The 15,841-nt window shown below is 72.0% G+C and carries 15 protein-coding genes; 8 read left to right on the top strand and 7 right to left on the bottom strand.

Annotated features, from left to right (window positions below; all coding sequences use genetic code 11):
* The first annotated feature begins 37 nt into the window (after positions 1 to 37).
* Together AMK26_RS20115 and AMK26_RS20110 are read left to right on the top strand one after the other, a co-directional pair.
* Positions 38 to 1,612: an FAD-dependent oxidoreductase gene (locus tag AMK26_RS20115; protein WP_073756063.1), complete on the top strand. Its 1,575-nt coding sequence runs from the start codon at positions 38 to 40 to the stop codon at positions 1,610 to 1,612.
* Positions 1,609 to 2,649, top strand: coding sequence for an iron-containing redox enzyme family protein (locus tag AMK26_RS20110; RefSeq protein ID WP_073756062.1), 1,041 nt, complete (start codon positions 1,609 to 1,611; stop codon positions 2,647 to 2,649). Before AMK26_RS20115 ends, AMK26_RS20110 begins: the two co-directional genes overlap by 4 nt.
* 342 nt (positions 2,650 to 2,991) lie before the next feature.
* On the opposite strand, the gene AMK26_RS20105 is transcribed toward AMK26_RS20110, so the two are convergent.
* From AMK26_RS20105 to AMK26_RS20075, 7 genes are all read right to left on the bottom strand, one after another.
* Entirely contained in the window at positions 2,992 to 3,192 is a 201-nt protein-coding gene (locus tag AMK26_RS20105) for a hypothetical protein (protein ID WP_073756061.1), read from the bottom strand.
* A 293-nt stretch (positions 3,193 to 3,485) separates the two neighbouring features.
* The gene (locus tag AMK26_RS20100; RefSeq protein ID WP_073756060.1) at positions 3,486 to 4,373 is read right to left on the bottom strand and encodes an arginase family protein; all 888 of its coding nucleotides are present in this window, start codon (positions 4,371 to 4,373) and stop codon (positions 3,486 to 3,488) included.
* Positions 4,374 to 4,443: 70 nt separating this feature from the next.
* Positions 4,444 to 5,268, bottom strand: coding sequence for a pectate lyase (locus AMK26_RS20095; protein WP_073756059.1), 825 nt, complete (start codon positions 5,266 to 5,268; stop codon positions 4,444 to 4,446).
* Positions 5,269 to 5,366: 98 nt separating this feature from the next.
* Entirely contained in the window at positions 5,367 to 5,987 is a 621-nt protein-coding gene (locus tag AMK26_RS20090; RefSeq protein ID WP_073756058.1) for a hypothetical protein, read from the bottom strand.
* The gene (locus tag AMK26_RS20085) at positions 5,975 to 6,517 is read right to left on the bottom strand and encodes a SigE family RNA polymerase sigma factor (protein WP_073756305.1); all 543 of its coding nucleotides are present in this window, start codon (positions 6,515 to 6,517) and stop codon (positions 5,975 to 5,977) included. The genes AMK26_RS20090 and AMK26_RS20085 overlap by 13 nt, the downstream gene beginning before the upstream one ends.
* A 178-nt stretch (positions 6,518 to 6,695) precedes the next feature.
* Positions 6,696 to 7,550, bottom strand: a complete 855-nt coding sequence (locus AMK26_RS20080) for an SMP-30/gluconolactonase/LRE family protein (protein WP_073756057.1) — start codon at positions 7,548 to 7,550, stop codon at positions 6,696 to 6,698.
* Positions 7,547 to 8,320, bottom strand: coding sequence for an IclR family transcriptional regulator (locus AMK26_RS20075; protein WP_073756056.1), 774 nt, complete (start codon positions 8,318 to 8,320; stop codon positions 7,547 to 7,549). The genes AMK26_RS20080 and AMK26_RS20075 overlap by 4 nt, the downstream gene beginning before the upstream one ends.
* Before the next feature lie 218 nt (positions 8,321 to 8,538).
* On the opposite strand from AMK26_RS20075, the gene AMK26_RS20070 reads away from it, so the two are divergent.
* From AMK26_RS20070 to mmsB, 6 genes are all read left to right on the top strand, one after another.
* On the top strand, positions 8,539 to 9,693 hold the full coding sequence (locus AMK26_RS20070; RefSeq protein ID WP_073756055.1) for a mandelate racemase/muconate lactonizing enzyme family protein: 1,155 nt from the start codon (positions 8,539 to 8,541) through the stop codon (positions 9,691 to 9,693).
* Between the two features lie 53 nt (positions 9,694 to 9,746).
* Positions 9,747 to 10,844, top strand: a complete 1,098-nt coding sequence (locus AMK26_RS20065) for a zinc-dependent alcohol dehydrogenase (protein WP_079277694.1) — start codon at positions 9,747 to 9,749, stop codon at positions 10,842 to 10,844.
* A gap of 108 nt (positions 10,845 to 10,952) precedes the next feature.
* Positions 10,953 to 11,921, top strand: coding sequence for a hypothetical protein (locus AMK26_RS20060; RefSeq protein WP_073756053.1), 969 nt, complete (start codon positions 10,953 to 10,955; stop codon positions 11,919 to 11,921).
* A gap of 3 nt (positions 11,922 to 11,924) precedes the next feature.
* The gene (gene chvE, locus AMK26_RS20055) at positions 11,925 to 13,049 is read left to right on the top strand and encodes a multiple monosaccharide ABC transporter substrate-binding protein (protein WP_073756052.1); all 1,125 of its coding nucleotides are present in this window, start codon (positions 11,925 to 11,927) and stop codon (positions 13,047 to 13,049) included.
* A 17-nt stretch (positions 13,050 to 13,066) separates the two neighbouring features.
* Entirely contained in the window at positions 13,067 to 14,602 is a 1,536-nt protein-coding gene (gene mmsA / locus AMK26_RS20050; RefSeq protein WP_073756304.1) for a multiple monosaccharide ABC transporter ATP-binding protein, read from the top strand.
* 9 nt (positions 14,603 to 14,611) lie between these two features.
* Complete coding sequence (gene mmsB, locus AMK26_RS20045; protein ID WP_198944118.1) at positions 14,612 to 15,841, top strand: multiple monosaccharide ABC transporter permease; 1,230 nt, start codon at positions 14,612 to 14,614, stop codon at positions 15,839 to 15,841.

The raw sequence follows: 15,841 nt of genomic DNA, 5'->3' as shown, positions 1-15,841 counted from the left end.
GCGAAACGCCGGTGACCTGCTGTGTAAGGAGTGAGCGATGAGCTTTCCGTCCGGTTCCGGTTCCGGTTCTCTGTGGATGGAGTACGCCCCCGGACCAGGCCGACCGGCCGTGGACGGTCCCATCGAGACCGAGGTGGCCGTGGTCGGTGGCGGGATCGCCGGGCTGTGTACGGCGTGGGAAGTGGCCCGCGCCGGGCACCCGGTGGTGCTGCTGGAGGCCGACCGCATCGCGTCCGGCGTGACCGGCCACACCACGGCGAAGCTGTCCGCGCTGCACGGCATGGTGTACGCGGACATCGCGAGGATCCACGGCTCCCGGGCCGCCCGGCTCTACGCCCACTCGCAGCAGATCGCCATCGACCATGTGGCCGAGGTGAGCGAGGAGCTGGGCATCGACTGCGATCTGGAGCGGCTGCCCGCGTACACGTACACCGAGGATCCGGCGAAGGCGGACCAGCTGCGCGAGGAGGCGGAGGCGGCACGGGCGGCGGGGCTGGCCGCCTCGTACGTGACCGAGACGCCGCTGCCGTTCCCGGTGGTGGGCGCGGTCAAGGTCGAGAACCAGGCGCAGTTCCATCCGCGCAAGTACCTGCTGGCGCTCGCCGCCGACCTGGAGGTGCTGGGCGGGCGGATCTTCGAGCGGACGCGGGTGACCCGGCTCCAGGAGGGCTCGCCGTGCGAGCTGACCACGAGCGCCGGACACACGATCAAGGCGCGTGACGTGGTCGTCGCCACCCACTACCCGGTCTTCGACCGGGCGCTGCTGTTCACCCGGCTGGAGCCGAAGCGGGAGCTGGTGGTGGCCGGGCCGGTCCCGGACGGGCAGGACCCGGACGGGATGTTCCTGACCTGGGAGAACAACACGCGCTCGGTGCGGACGGCGCCGTACGGCGAGGACGGGCGGCGGATGCTCATCGTCACGGGCGAGAAGTTCACGCCCGGCACGGTGGAGGACGGCGAGGTCGGTGAGCGCTACGAGAAGCTCGCCTCCTGGACGCGGGAGCGTTTCCCGGGCGTCGAGCTCACCCACCGCTGGGCCACCCAGGACAACGTCACGACCGACCGGGTGCCGTACGTGGGGCGGCTGCACGCAGGGTCGCGGCACGCGTACGTGGCGAGCGGTTTCGCCGGCTGGGGCATGAGCAACGGCGTGATGGCGGGCGACCTGATCGCCTCCCGCATCCGTGGCCGCGAGCCCGCCTGGACGAGCCTGTACGACCCGGTACGGCTCCATCCGGTGCGCGAGGCACCGGCGATGCTGCGGCTCCAGGCGCAGGTGGGCAAGCACTTCATCGGCGACCGGCTGCCAGGCGCGCACGCCGACTCGACGGCCGACATCCCGCGCGGCGGCGGTGCGGTCGTACGGGTCGGGGGGCGGCGGCTGGCGGTGCACCGGGACGCGGCGGGCACCCTGCACGGGGTGTCGGCGCGCTGTACTCACCTGGGGTGCATCGTCCACTTCAACGACGAGGAGTCCGCGTGGGAGTGCCCCTGCCACGGTTCGCGGTTCGACGTGGACGGCAAGGTGGTGCAGGGCCCGGCGCTGCGGCCGCTGGAGCAGATGGACGTGGAGGACACGGAGAACGTGGTGGACGTGGAGGAGGGCGAATGACGGTGGCGGCTCCCCTGCCGGAGGAACGGGGCCCCCTGTCGGCCGCCGTACGGCAGGTCCTGCTGGGCGGCACGGCGCCGGCGGTGACCGTGGCCGGTGCCGACCCGCTGGGCGAGGACCTCCAGCTGGCGCTGTACCTGTCGTACGAACCGCACTACCGGGACCTGGAGGGCGTCGCCGGGGAGCGGGAGTGGGACGCCGGGCTGCTCGGGCTGCGCCGGCCCATGGAGGAGGCGTTCCTCGGGGCACTGCGGGAGGCGGTGCCCGGCGGCGACGACGTGGCGGCGGCGCTGGACCCGCTGCTGGTCGAGCCCGTCGACGGGCACGGGGTGTCGCACCGGCTGCTGGAGGACGGCACCTGGGAGCTGATGCGGGAGTACCTGGTGCACCGCTCGCTGTACCAGCTCAAGGAGTCCGATCCGCAGGCGTGGCTGATACCGCGCCTGGAGGGGCAGGCGAAGGCGTCACTGGTGGCGGTGGCGTACGACGAGTTCGGCGCGGGGCGCGGCGAGCGGGTGCATGCCCGGCTGTTCGCCGACCTCATGGAGGGGGCCGGGCTGGACGCCTCGTACGGCCGTTACCTGGACCTCGCCCCGGCCACCACGCTCGCGACGGTGAACGTGATGTCGCTGTTCGGCCTGCACCGCTCGCTGCGGGGCGCGGCGGCGGGGAACTTCGCGGTCCTGGAGATCACCTCACCGCCGGGCGCCCGGCGCATGGCCAAGGCGCTGGAACGGCTGGGCGCCGAGGAGCGGTGCGTCCGGTTCTTCACCGAGCACATCGAGGCGGACGCGGTCCACGAGCAGGTGATGCGCCGCGACGTCCTGGGCGACCTCCTGTCCCGCGAGCCGGAGCTGGCCACGGACGTGGCGTTCGGCATCCGGGCGACGGTCTGGCTCGACGAACTGTGGGAGCGCCGGGTGCTGGCGGCCTGGGACCACGGCGACACGTCCCTGCGGCGGCCGCTGGGCGCTGTTACGCCGAAGGCGTCGGGTACGTCTGGTACCTCGGGTACGTCTGGTACATCGGCGTCGTGACCGACCGGCCCGCTCCGGCCCACGGGACGAGCGGGCCGTCCAGGCGCCTGGCGCCGACCCGCGGGCGCGGCGCCGCGCCCGCGGGTCCAGGATCGCAGGCACGGTCCTGGCGCAGGACGCGGCCGGTTACGGGAGGCGTCTGTGAGCGGGCGTGGGGCCCGGGCGAAGCCGCCAGGCCGAAACGCGGGCCCGCCGTGCCGGCCCGGTTCCTGTGGGTCGCCCGTCCGGGCGCGGTTGCCGTTGGGTCCGCTCCGTGGGGCATGTCCTGGGGCCGAGCCCGAAGCGCATGCCCCAGGCGAAAGGGCCACGCGGCGGCGGGCCGCGTGGCCCGGGGGCCTGCCGTCAGGGGAGGAGTTCGTCGAGGGCGGCCTTGCCCTTCTCGGCCAGCCTGCGCTCGGCCCAGGCCAGGTTCTTGGGGTTGACGTCACGTCCTGATGCGAGGACCAGGTCTTCCGCGTTGAATTCGCCTTCGGCGCCGCTGTGCAGAAGCCTGTCGGGCGTGACGCCCTCTCGCTGGGAGGTCGAATCGGGCTCAGCGTTCATGCCGCCTCCTTGCTCGTCCTGCAGTCATTGTCGTCGCCGGGTACCCGGATCGCATCCCCTACACCAAACGGGTGGGTGCGCGGTATCGGCGCCACTGTGGGGTCACTGCCAGCCCCACGCTCTGTGCGGGTCACGTTCGGTGGGAAGGCCCTCGCCGGTCCCGACCAGCGGGTGAAGCTGTACCTCCCGAAGCCGGGCCGGGGCACACCGGTGCTGCGGTTCGTCACGGGACCATCGTCGCTCCGTACGACGCCTCAGGGGCGGCGGCCGGCGCGGCACCTCGGCGTCCCGGTTCAGTGGCCGGGGCGGGCCGCGAGGCTGCGTGCCAGGCATTCGGTGAGGCGGGCCGCGATACGGCCGTCGGGGTCGAGGCGCGGGTTGAAGATCGTGACGTCGAGCCCCCGGGCCCGTTCGTCGGCGAGTGCCGTCCGCAGCACGGTTTCGAGTTCCTGCCAGGTCAGCCCGCCCGGGATGCGGTAGTCGACGGCCGGCATGACGGCGTCGTCCAGGACGTCGGCGTCGAGGTGGACCCAGAAGCCGTCGCTGTCGCCGCCGGTGAGCCGGTCGACCGCCCGGCGGGCCGCGGCGGCGGCGCCCGTCGCGCGTACCGCGTCGAGGTCCATGGCGTACAGCTCCGGCGGGAGGGGCTGCATCCCCGCTTCGGCGGATTCCTCCGCGTCGCGGAAGCCGAGGGCGACGACGTCCTCGTCCCGCAGCAGCGGTCCCCGGCCTTCGAGGTCGGTGAGGAGGCGCGGGCCCCGGCCGGTGGCCAGGGCGAGTTCCATCGAGGCCGCCTCGCCGGCCGGTTCCGCCGACGGCTGGTAGAAGTCGGTGTGGCCGTCCAGGAACAGCAGCCCCGGGCGGCCGCGGCGGCGCAGCGCGAGGAGGGTGCCGAGCAGGACGGTGCAGTCGCCGCCGAGGACGACGGGGAAGCGGCCGGAGTCCAGGGCGTCGCCGACCGCGTCGGCCAGGTCGACGGCGTACCGCGCGATCCCGTCGGGGTTGCGGATGCCGGTGGCGGCGTCGCGCCTCGGGTCGTACGCCGGTGGGTCGACGCGGACTGTGGGTACCGCGTCACCGAGGCGGCCGGCGAGACCGGCGTCGAGCAGGGCCGTCGGCAGGCCCTGGACGCCGGAGGGCCGCAGCCCCAGCACGGACGGCGCCTCGATGATGGTGACCATGGGGCGGACATTACCGGCGCCGGCTCCTGCCGGCACCGGGGTCGAGCCGGTGCCGGCAGGGGCCGTGTCGTCACTGGTAGGTGATGTCCGACGCCGTGTAGCGGCAGTACGTGCCGTCGGGCCCGCTGCCCGTCTGGACCGGCTCGGCGCCGGTGTTGTTGCCGGTGTAGCGCACGCACGGCTTGATCTTCTTGCTGCTGTCGCCGTGGATCCGGATGTTGCGGAGAGTGGCGGTGTCACCGTAGTTGGTGTTGATGCCGGCGATGCTGCCGCCGGGCGCGGTCACGTCGACGTTGTCGACGACGATGGTGCGCTTGTACTGGGTGGAGCAGTTGCCGCAGGAGCGGACCAGTTTGCCGAAGTCGGAGACCTGGAAGCCGGTGATGGTGAGCTTGCCCGCGCCGTTGAACTGGAAGACCTTGTCGGACGCCTTCTTCGCGCCGCCGCCCGTGACCGTGTATACGGCGCTCGACGACTTCGACTTGAAGGTGGCGGCGTCCTCGCCGACGTCCTCCCACCAGACGTTCTGGAGGGTGCAGCTGCCCAGGCAGTGGACGCCGTCGGCGGCCGGGGAACCGAGGACGACGTTCTTCAGGACGGCGCCGTCCGCCAGGGTGAACAGCGGGGACTGGCCCTCGTCCTGTCCGCCGTCACCGAGGTCGCCGGTGCCGTAGTGGCGCTTCATCCCACCGTCGTACGGGGTGGAGGCGGGGACCGCGATGGTCGCCGGGACGGCCTTGCTGCCGCTGGGGGTCGGCCAGGCGGCCGCGGCACCGGCGGTGGGGAGGGTGACGCCGGCGGTGATGGCGGCGCCGGTCAGGGCGACCGCGCCGGTGAGGGCGAGGAGGGCGCGGCGCCCGGTGCGCCGTGGGGAGTGTGCGGCTCGTTGACTCATGTGTCCCGTTTCCTTCGTGTGGGGGTGAGACCTTGCGGGTGCTGGTCGTCGCCGCCGCCCGAAGGGTTGCCGCCGTTGAGGGGGATTTTCGGCGCGGCTTACGGGGCGAAGTCGCCGCGTGCCGTGTGCTGTTGGCCGTCGGCGGTCGTGGCGGTGACCGTATAGCGGTCACCGGTGGCGTCCCGGCCGCCCTCCGCGTGGTTGTACTGGGCCGCGAAGACGTGCCGTCCGGCGGGGGCGGTGCGGCCGGGTTTGAGCGTCCAGGTGTAGTGGAGGGCGCCGTCCTTGTCCTCGCGTACGGAGACGGTGAAGTCGTGGGCGGGCAGGGTACGCCAGTGGCCGGTGCTCGCCACGCGGTCCGTCCGGGCGACGCGTACGTCGACGGTGAGGGCGGTGAGCGGCCGGGGGGCCGTGAGGGTGACGTTGTTCTGGGCCCAGAAGCGGTTGCCGTGCGGGGCGACGGCGCCGTCCGCCATGAGCCGGTCGGCGGGGGGAGCGCTCACGCTCCGGTCCGCCACGTCGGAGCCGAGTACGGCGGCCGCCGCGCAGGCCCCGGCGCCCAGCACTACGGCGACCGCGGCGGTGGCGCCCGCGACCCTGATCCAGGGCGTACGGGTCGCGGCCGGTGCAATGCCATGTTCGACGCGGGCGAGGATGCGCGCGCGGTCGGGGTGGTGGGAGTGGGCCGCGTCCCGCAGCCGGCGCTTCAGCTCGTCCATGTCTTCCCCATGAGGTGCGTCGCCGCCCGGCCGCCGAGCAGCCGTTCGAGCTGGGCCATGGCCTTGGACGTCTGGCTCTTGACCGTACCGACCGAGATTCCCAGGGAGAGGGCGGTGTCCCGTTCGGAGAGGTCGAAGGCGTGGCGCAGGACGACGCAGGCCCGTTTGCGGAACGGCAGGGTGCGCAGGGCGCCCTGGACGTCGACGACCGACGGTATGTCCGGGTCGTCGGTGTGGGTCGCGTGCTGGGACCAGAACAGGGCGATGCGGCGGCGTTCGCGTACGGCGCTGCGGATGCGGCTGCGGGCGAGGTTGGCGACGACGCCGCGGGCGTAGGCGGCGGGGTGTTCGGCGGCGCGGACGCGGTCCCAGCGGTGCCAGAGGGCGAGCAGGGCGTCGGCGGCGAGGTCGTCGGCGGCGTCGGCCTCTCCGGTCAGCAGGTGGGCGAGGCGGGCCAGTTCGGCGTAGTGCCGTTCGAAGAAGTCGTGGAACTCGGCGGCGGCGTCACCATCGGCGGAGGTACGCCGCAGGGTGGGGACGGGCCGGGTCAGGTGTCTCGGTGCTTGCTGTGGGTGGGGGGTCAGGGGGGTCACCGGCGGCCTCTCCCTGCGCGTCGTCGCGCGTTGCGTAGCTGATGGTGATGGGCTCGCACGGCCCCCGCTCCGCCGATGCGAGGGCGCGATCGTAGCAAGCGCTTGCCGTCGGGTGTCAGCCCCCGAACGGCACGCCCGCCAGACCCTGTCCCGCGTCCGGGAGCACCAGCAGCGAGCCGGAGAGCGGATGCGGACGGGTGAGGCCGGTGCGGGCGGTCGTGAGGTAGAGGTCCCGCAGTCCGGGGCCGCCGAAGGCGCAGGCGGTGGGGCGGCGTACGGGCAGCTCGACGACCCTGTCCAGGGTGCCGTCCGGCGTGTAGCGGCGGATCGCGGCGCCGTCCCAGAGGGCGACCCAGACGCACCCCTCCGCGTCGACGGTGAGGCCGTCGGGGAAGCCGGCGCCGGGCTCGATCGTCACCAACGGGCGGCGGTCGGTGACCCGTTCACCGGCGACGCGCCACACGTCGACGCGCCTCGTGGGGCTGTCGATGTAGTACATGAGGGTGCCGTCCGGGCTCCAGCCGGTGCCGTTGCTGACGGCGACGCCGGGGAAGACGGCCGTGGCGGTCCCGTCGGGGGCGATACGGGTGAGGGTGCCACCGCCGGCCGCCTCGTCGTAGCGCATCGTGCCCGCCCACAGGGCCCCGTCGGGGGCGACGGCCGCGTCGTTGCCGCGCCGCCCGGGGACGGGGTCGTGGACCAGCCAGGAGAACCCGCCATCGGCGTCGTACAGCCCGACGCCGTCCCTGAGGTTGACGACCAGTCCCCCGCGGTCCCGCGGCTTGGCGGCGCCGACGTGCTGCTCGGTGGCCATGACGGTACGGCGGCCGCTCGCCGGGTCGTAGGTGTGGACGCGGGACCCGAGGATGTCGACCCAGATGAGGCGCCGGGCGGCCGGGTCCCAGGTGGGGCCTTCGCCGAGCCGGGCGTACTCCCGGACGGCGACCTCGACACCGGTCGCGCGGCTCACCGGCCGCCGCCGCGGTGGCCGAGGCTGACGGAGAGGTCGTCGGCGCCCTTGGCGGCGAGTTCGGCGAGTTCGGCCTCGCGCTCCTCGCTCCACCGGATCATGGGGACGGAGATGGACAGAGCGGCGACGACCCGGCCGGCGCTGTCGCGCACGGGAGCGGCGACGCAGCTGACGTCCGGGTTGGACTCGCGGTGCTCGGAGGCGATGCCTCGCTCGCGGATCGCGGTGAGCTCGGCGCGCAGCTCGTCGGGGTCGGTGAGGCTGTTGGAGGTCATCGCGACCAGGTCACGCCCCTCGATCCGGGCGTCCAGTTCATGCTGCGGCAGGGAGGCGAGGAGCATCTTCCCGACGGATGTGCAGTGCGCGGGGAGCCGGCGGCCGGCCGCCGAGACCATGCGGACGGCGTGGGTGGAGTCGACCTTGGCGATGTAGATGACGTCGGTGTCCTCCAGGATGGCGACATGGACGGTCTCGTCGCAGGTCTCGGCGACCTCCCGGGCGACCCGCTGGCCTTCGGCGGCGAGGTCGAGCTGTTCGGCGTACCGGCTGCCGAGCTGGTAGGTGCGTACGCCGAGGCGGTAGCGGCCGGGCTGCTCGGGCAGGGGCACCAGGTAGGAGCGGGCGGCGAGGGTGGTGAGCAGTTCGTGGACGGTGGTGCGGGGCAGCTGGAGCTTGCGGGTGACCTCCGGTGCGGAGAGGGTGCCGTCGCCCTCCAGGAACAGTTCCAGGATGTCGAGCGCCCTGGTCACAGCGGGGACAAGACGACCCATACCGTCCACCCACCCCTTCGTTCGAAACTCCGGCCCTTGACCGGTATGACGAACACAGGCTAACCGTAGCCGACTTCGCCGGGCAATGGCCCCGGGGCAGGCGGATCCGGAAGCGGACCCGCGCGAACCATTGACACCTCCCGAGTGGCTGATTACGGTCACGCCAAGATTTCGAACGTGTGACGAAATATCGAACGAGTTCGGAGAGGGCAACTGCCGTGCGCATCACGGGAATCAGCACTCATGTCGTCGGGACCCCCTGGCGCAATCTCACCTATGTGCTCGTCCACACCGACGAGGGACTCACCGGTGTGGGCGAGACGCGCATGCTGGGGCATACGGACGCGCTGATCGGCTACCTCAAGGAGGCCGAGGCCAACCACATCGCGGGGTCCGACCCCTTCGCGGTGGAGGATCTCGTGCGCCGGATGAAGTACGGCGACTACGGCCGGGCGGGCGAGATCGTCATGTCGGGCATCGCGGTCGTCGAGATGGCGTGCTGGGACATCAAGGGCAAGGCGCTGGGGGTGCCGGTCTGGCAGCTCCTCGGCGGCAAGGTGACGGACCGGGTCAAGGCGTACGCGAACGGCTGGTACACCACCGAGCGGACCCCCGAGGCGTACCACCAGGCGGCCAAGGAGGTCATGGCGCGCGGCTACCGGGCGCTGAAGATCGACCCGTTCGGCACCGGCCACTTCGAGCTGGACGCGGAGCAGACGCGGTACGCGGTGTCGCTGATCGAGGCAGTGCGGGACGCGATCGGGCCGGACGCGGAGCTGATGCTGGAGATGCACGGGCGGTTCAGCCCGTCGACGGCCGTGCGGCTGGCGAAGGACATGGCGCCGTTCACGCCCGCGTGGCTGGAGGAGCCGGTGCCGCCGGAGAACCTCAAGGCGCTGGCGAAGGTCGCCGAGAAGGTGGACCTGCCGGTGGCGACCGGTGAGCGGATCCACGACCGGATCGAGTTCCGGGAACTGTTCGAGTCGCAGGCCGTCGACATCATCCAGCCCGACCTCGGGCACATCGGCGGCATCCTGGAGACCCGCAAGCTGGCGGCGACCGCCGAGACGCACTACATGCTGGTCGCCCCGCACAACGTGGGCGGCTCCGTGCTCACCGCGGCCTCCCTCCAACTGGCCGCCTGCACCCCCAACTTCAAGATCCTGGAGCACTTCAACGACTTCGCGGACGCGGAGATCAAGAAGGTCGTCAAGGGCGCGCCGCAGGTCGACCCGGCCACCGGCTGCTTCGAGGTGTCACACGCGCCGGGTCTCGGCGTGGAGCTGGACGTGGACGCGGCGGCCGAGTTCCCGCAGCAGCGGGCCCGGTTCGACCTGTGGGCCGAGGGCTGGGAGAAGAGGGCGCCGAAGTGAGCCGTGCGGCGAGCGGCGGGCCGGGACGCCCGCCGGGGGGTGCGCCGGGCAGCATGCCCGGCAGTGCGCCGGACGCCACGCGGGGCGCCGCGCCCGGCCGCCCGCCGGACACCGCGCCGAGCCGCCCGCCGAGCGGTGCGCCCAGTCGCGCCCTCCTCGTCGAGCGGCCCGGGGTGCACCGGATCGTCGAGCGGGATGTGCCGGCGCCCGGCCCCGGCGAGGTGCTCGTGCGGGTCGCCGCGGCCGGGATCTGCATGAGCGACCGTGAGGTGTACGACGGCCACCGGGACCCCGGGTACGTCCGCTACCCGGTGGTCCCGGGCCATGAGTGGGCCGGGACGGTCCAGGCGGTGGGCGAGGGCGTCGACACGGCGCTCGTCGGGCGGAAGACGGTCGCGGAGGGGTTCCGGGCGTGCGGGGCGTGCGAGCGCTGCCGGTACGGCGAGACCAGCCTGTGCGAGGGCGGGTACGCGGAGACCGGGTTCACCGAGCCGGGCGCCTTCGCCGACCACGTCATCGTGCCGGCGCGGCTGCTGCACCCGCTGCGCGACGACGCCGACCTGCGGGCCGCCGCCCTGCTGGAGCCGGCCGCCGTGATCGCGGCGGCGGTACGGGCGGGGCGGCCGCGCCCGGGCGAGCGGGTCGCGGTGGTGGGCGCGGGGACGCTGGGCCTGCTGGCCGTGCAGTTGCTGGCCGGCTCCTCCCCCGCCGGGCTGACGGTGATCGATCCGCGGACGGCGCGCGGCGAGCAGGCCCTGCGGTTGGGGGCGAGCGAGTCGCTGGACCCGGCCGAGGCGGAGGGGCACCGCGGGCGTTTCGACCTGGTGGTGGAGACCGCCGGGGCGCCGTCCACGGCGGCCGCCTCCTGCCTGCTGGCGCGGCGGGGTGGCCGGGTGGTGCTGACCGGGATGTTCACGCCCGGTGCGGTCGGCATCGACCCCGTACACCTGTCGGTGAGCCAGCTGGAGATCCGCAGCGTCTTCGGCGCGCCCTCGTCGGCGTGGTGCGACGCGGTGCGGGCCTTCGGGCTCGGGCTGCTAGATCCGGCGCCGCTGATCACGCACGAGTTCCCGCTGGAGCGGTTCGCGGACGCCGTCGCGCTGGTGGGCGGCGGCGATCCGAAGACCGGCAAGGTGCTGCTGATCCCGTAACCCCGCCCCTTGTGCCGTACGGCGGTACGGGGGTGCCCTGCTCGCACCCCGTACCGCCGTACACCCAACTCCGCGAACCACGTCCGACATATCGAACATTGGAGCCCTGTGACCGCCCCGTCAGCACCTCGCCGCCCCGGCGCCGACGCCCTCGCCGCCATCGGCCATCCGGCGCCCGCCGTCGACCCGGCCGACGCCTCGCCGCACACCTTCCCCGACGGTGGCACCTGGCGCACCGAGATCCCCTCCGTGGAGGGCCCGGAGGCCCTGGCCGTCGTCCTCAAGGAGAGTTCCCGGCTCGACGTACCGATCCACCGCATCAGCCAGGGCAGCGGCGTCTGGATGCTCACCGACGCCGAGATCACCGAGATGGTGGAGTCCTGCGCCGAACGCGACATCGAGCTGTGCCTGTTCACCGGCCCGCGCGGCACCTGGGACATCGGCGCGGGCACCCGCACCGAATCGGGCGGCGCCGGGCTGCGCGCCCGCGGCCACGACGCGCTCGCCGGCTGCGTCGAGGACGCCTGCCGCGCCACCGAGCTCGGTGTGCGCTGCCTCCTCGTCGCCGACGAGGGCGTGCTGTGGACGCTGCACCGGCTGCGCGCGGCCGGGCACCTGCCCGCCGGCACCACGTTCAAGCTGTCCGCGCTCACCGGCCCGGTCAACCCGGCCTCGTACGCGGTGTACGAGGCGCTCGGCGCCGACTCCATCAACGTGCCCTCCGACCTGACCCTGGACCACCTCACCGAGATCCGGCTGGCCGCCCGCGCGCCGATGGACATGTACGTCGAGGCGCCCGACGACCTCGGCGGCTACATCCGGATGTACGAGGCGGCCGAGCTGATCCGGCGCGGCGCGCCGCTCTACCTGAAGTTCGGCCTGAGCCGCTCCCCCGGCATCTACCCGTACGGCGCGCAGCTGCGCGACACGGCGCTCGCCACCGCCCGTGAGCGGGTGCGCCGGGGGCGGCTCGTCCTCGACCTGCTGGCCCGGCACGGCGCGGACGGCGGGATGTCCCCGCTCGGCTCGCGGCTGCCGGGGGAGCTCCGCCGTTTCCCCGTCCCGGAAGGCCACTGAACCATGCGCGACACCCGCAGCACCTCCCGCAGAACCGCCGTGGCGGCCTCCCTCGCCGCGCTGCTCACCGTCTCGCTCACCGCCTGCGGCCAGGAGGCCAGGGGCGGCAGCCGCTACAAGGCCGAGAGCGGCAAGGGCGGCACCATCGGGCTCGCCATGCCCACCAAGGCCTCCGAGCGGTGGATAGCCGACGGCCGGAACATGGCGGAGCAGTTTCGGAAGGCGGGGTATGACACCGACCTCCAGTACGGCGACGACAAGGTCGAGAACCAGATCGCCCAGATCGAGAACATGATCACCAAGGGGCGCAAGCTGCTGGTGGTCGCCGCCATCGACGGCTCGGCGCTCACCGAGGTGCTCCAGCGGGCGGAGGACGCGGGCATCCCCGTGATCTCGTACGACCGCCTCATCATGGGCACCGAGCACGTCGACTACTACGCGTCGTTCGACAACGAGCGGGTCGGCGAGCTGGAGGCGAAGTACATCGTCGACGCGCTGAAGCTCGGGCCGCCGACCGCCGAGGGGAAGTCGTACAACATCGAGCTGTTCGCGGGCTCGCCGGACGACAACAACACCAAGTACTTCTGGAACGGCGCCATGAAGGTGCTCCAGCCGTACCTCGCCAGCGGCCGGCTCGTGGTGCGCAGCAAGCAGACCCGGATGAACCAGGCCACCACGCTGCGCTGGGACGGCGGCACCGCGCAGAAGCGGATGGACGACCTGATCAGCAAGAACTACGGCGAGGAGCGCGTCGACGCGGTCCTGTCCCCCTACGACGGCATCTCCATCGGCATCATCTCCGCCCTCAAGAGCGCCGGTTACGGCACGAAGAGCCGGCCGCTGCCGGTGGTCACCGGGCAGGACGCGGAGCTGGCGTCGGTGAAGTCGATCATCCGGGGCGAGCAGACCCAGACCGTCTTCAAGGACACGCGCAAGCTGGCCGCGCAGGCGGTGAAGATGGGCGACGCGGTCCTCAACGGGAAGAAGCCCGAGGTCAACAACACCACCGACTACCACAACGGCAAGAAGACCGTGCCGTCGTTCCTGCTGGACCCGGTCAGCATCGACAAGTCGAACACGCGGCTCCTCGTCGACGAGGGCTACTTCACCGCCGGGCAGCTCAAGTGACGCGGCCCGTACTGGAGATGCGCGGGATCACCAAGACGTTCCCCGGCGTCACGGCGCTCTCCGAGGTGAACCTGACGGTGCGGGCCGGGGAGGTCCACGCGATCTGCGGCGAGAACGGCGCGGGCAAGTCGACGCTGATGAAGGTGCTCAGCGGGGTCCATCCGCACGGATCGTACGAGGGCGAGATCCGGTTCGAGGGCGAGCCGGTGGCCTTCAAGGACATCCGCGCCAGCGAGCGGCACGGCATCGTGATCATCCACCAGGAGCTGGCGCTCGTGCCGTACCTGTCGATCGCCGAGAACATCTTCCTCGGCAACGAGCAGGCCACCCGCGGGGTCATCGACTGGAACGAGACGCTGCGCCGGGCGAGCGCGCTGCTGAAGCGCGTGGGGCTGCGCGAGAAGCCGCAGACGCCGGTCGCCGACATCGGCGTGGGCAAGCAGCAGCTGGTGGAGATCGCCAAGGCGCTGGCCAAGGAGGTGAAGCTGCTCATCCTGGACGAGCCGACGGCCGCGCTCAACGACGAGGACAGCGCGAAGCTGCTGGACCTGATCCTGGAGCTGCGCGACCAGGGCATCGCCTGCATCATCATCTCGCACAAGCTGAACGAGATCCGGCGGATCACCGACGCGGTGACGATCCTGCGCGACGGGCGGACCATCGAGACCCTCACGGTCCGCGAGACCCCGGCCGACGAACCACGCCTGTCGGAGGACCGGATCATCCGGGGCATGGTCGGCCGCGACCTCGACCAGCGCTTCCCGGACCGTACGCCGTACGAGGGCGAGGACGCGGGCAAGGTCGCGCTGGCCGTGCGGGGCTGGACGGTCCGCCACCCGGTCGACCACCAGCGCACGGTCGTCGACGACGTGTCGCTGACCGTGCGGCGCGGCGAGATCGTGGGCATCGCGGGGCTCATGGGCGCGGGCCGCACGGAGCTCGCGATGTCCGTCTTCGGGCGCAGTTACGGCCAGTACGTGGCCGGGACGGTCGAAGTGGGCGGCCGTGAGGTGGTGACGAAGACCGTGTCGGCGGCGATCGACGCGGGCCTGGCGTACTGCACCGAGGACCGCAAGAGCTACGGCCTCAACCTCATCGACAACATCAACCGCAACATCTCGCTGGCCTCCCTGCCCGGGATGCGGCGCCGGGGCGTCGTGGACGAGCACCACGAACGCCGGGTCGCCGAGCGCTACCGCACCACCATGAACATCAAGGCGCCGACCGTCTTCGAACAGGTGGGGCGGCTGTCGGGCGGCAACCAGCAGAAGGTCGTCCTCAGCAAGTGGATCCACGCCGACCCCGAGGTGCTGATCCTCGACGAGCCGACGCGCGGGATCGACGTGGGCGCCAAGTACGAGATCTACACCGTCATCGACCGGCTCGCGGCCGAGGGCAAGGCCGTGCTGTTCATCTCCTCCGAACTGCCGGAGCTGCTCGGGATGTGCGACCGGATCTACACGATGGCCGAGGGCCGGCTGACCGGTGAGGTCGCCCGCGCGGAGGCCACCCAGGAAGTCCTGATGCGCCAGATGACCATGAACAGAAGCTGAGGCACCGTCATGACCACCACGACCACTCCCCCGCGTCCCCAGCCACAGGACGCCCCACCGCAGCCGTCGGCGGCGGCCCTGCTGCTGAACGGGCTGCGCGGCAACATGCGCCAGTACGGCATGCTGATCGCCCTCGCGTTCATCGTCGTGCTGTTCCAGATCTGGACCGACGGCACGCTGCTGCTGCCGAACAACGTCTCCAACCTGATCCAGCAGAACGGCTACATCCTCATCCTGGCCATGGGCATGATGATCGTCATCATCGCCGGCCACATCGACCTGTCCGTCGGTTCGGTCGTCGCGTTCGTCGGCGCCATGTCGGCGGTGATGATGGTCAAGCACGACATGCCGTGGGTGCTGGCGCTGGTGCTGTCGCTGCTGATCGGCGCGGTCGCGGGTGCCTGGCAGGGGTTCTTCATCGCCTACCTCGGCATCCCGTCGTTCATCGTGACGCTGGCCGGCATGCTGCTCTTCCGGGGCCTCACGCAGATCGTGCTGGAGGGGCAGTCGATAGCCCCGTTCCCCGAGGGCTTCCAGAACATCGCCAAGGGCTTCATCCCCGAGATGGGCCCCTACACCCAGTACCACAACCCCACCCTGTTCCTCGGGCTCGTCGCGGTCGTCTTCCTGCTGCTGCGCGAGTGGCGCGACCGGCGGCGGCAGGTGGCGTACGAGCTGGACGTGCTGCCGGCCGGCATCTGGGCGCTGAAGTGCGTGGCGCTCACGGCCGCCGTGGTGGCGTTCACACTGACGCTGGCCAGCTTCCACGGCGTACCGGTGGTCATGCTCATCATGTGCGCGCTGCTGATCGGGCTGGGTTATGTGATGCGCAACGCGGTCATCGGGCGCCATGTGTACGCGCTGGGCGGCAACAAGGCGGCGGCGAAGCTGTCGGGCGTCAAGGACAAGCGGGTCACTTTCCTCGTGTTCGTCAACATGGGCGTGCTGGCGGCGCTGGCGGGCTGTGTGTACGCGGCGCGGCTGAACGCGGGCACCCCGCAGGCGGGCCTGAACTTCGAACTGGAGGCGATCGCCGCGGCGTTCATCGGCGGCGCCTCGATGAGCGGCGGTGTCGGCACGGTGATGGGCGCCGTGATCGGCGGCCTGGTGCTGGGCGTGCTCAACAACGGGATGTCGCTGGTCGGCATCGGGACGGACTACCAGCAGGTCATCAAGGGCCTGGTGCTGCTGGCGGCGGTCGGGTTCGACGTCTGGAACAAGCGCAAGGCCGGCAAGTAA

The sequence above is a fragment of the Streptomyces sp. CB03234 genome (assembly GCF_001905885.1).
In the GTDB taxonomy this organism is placed as follows: Bacteria; Actinomycetota; Actinomycetes; order Streptomycetales; family Streptomycetaceae; genus Streptomyces.
This window is presented reverse-complemented; position numbering and strand designations above follow the sequence as displayed.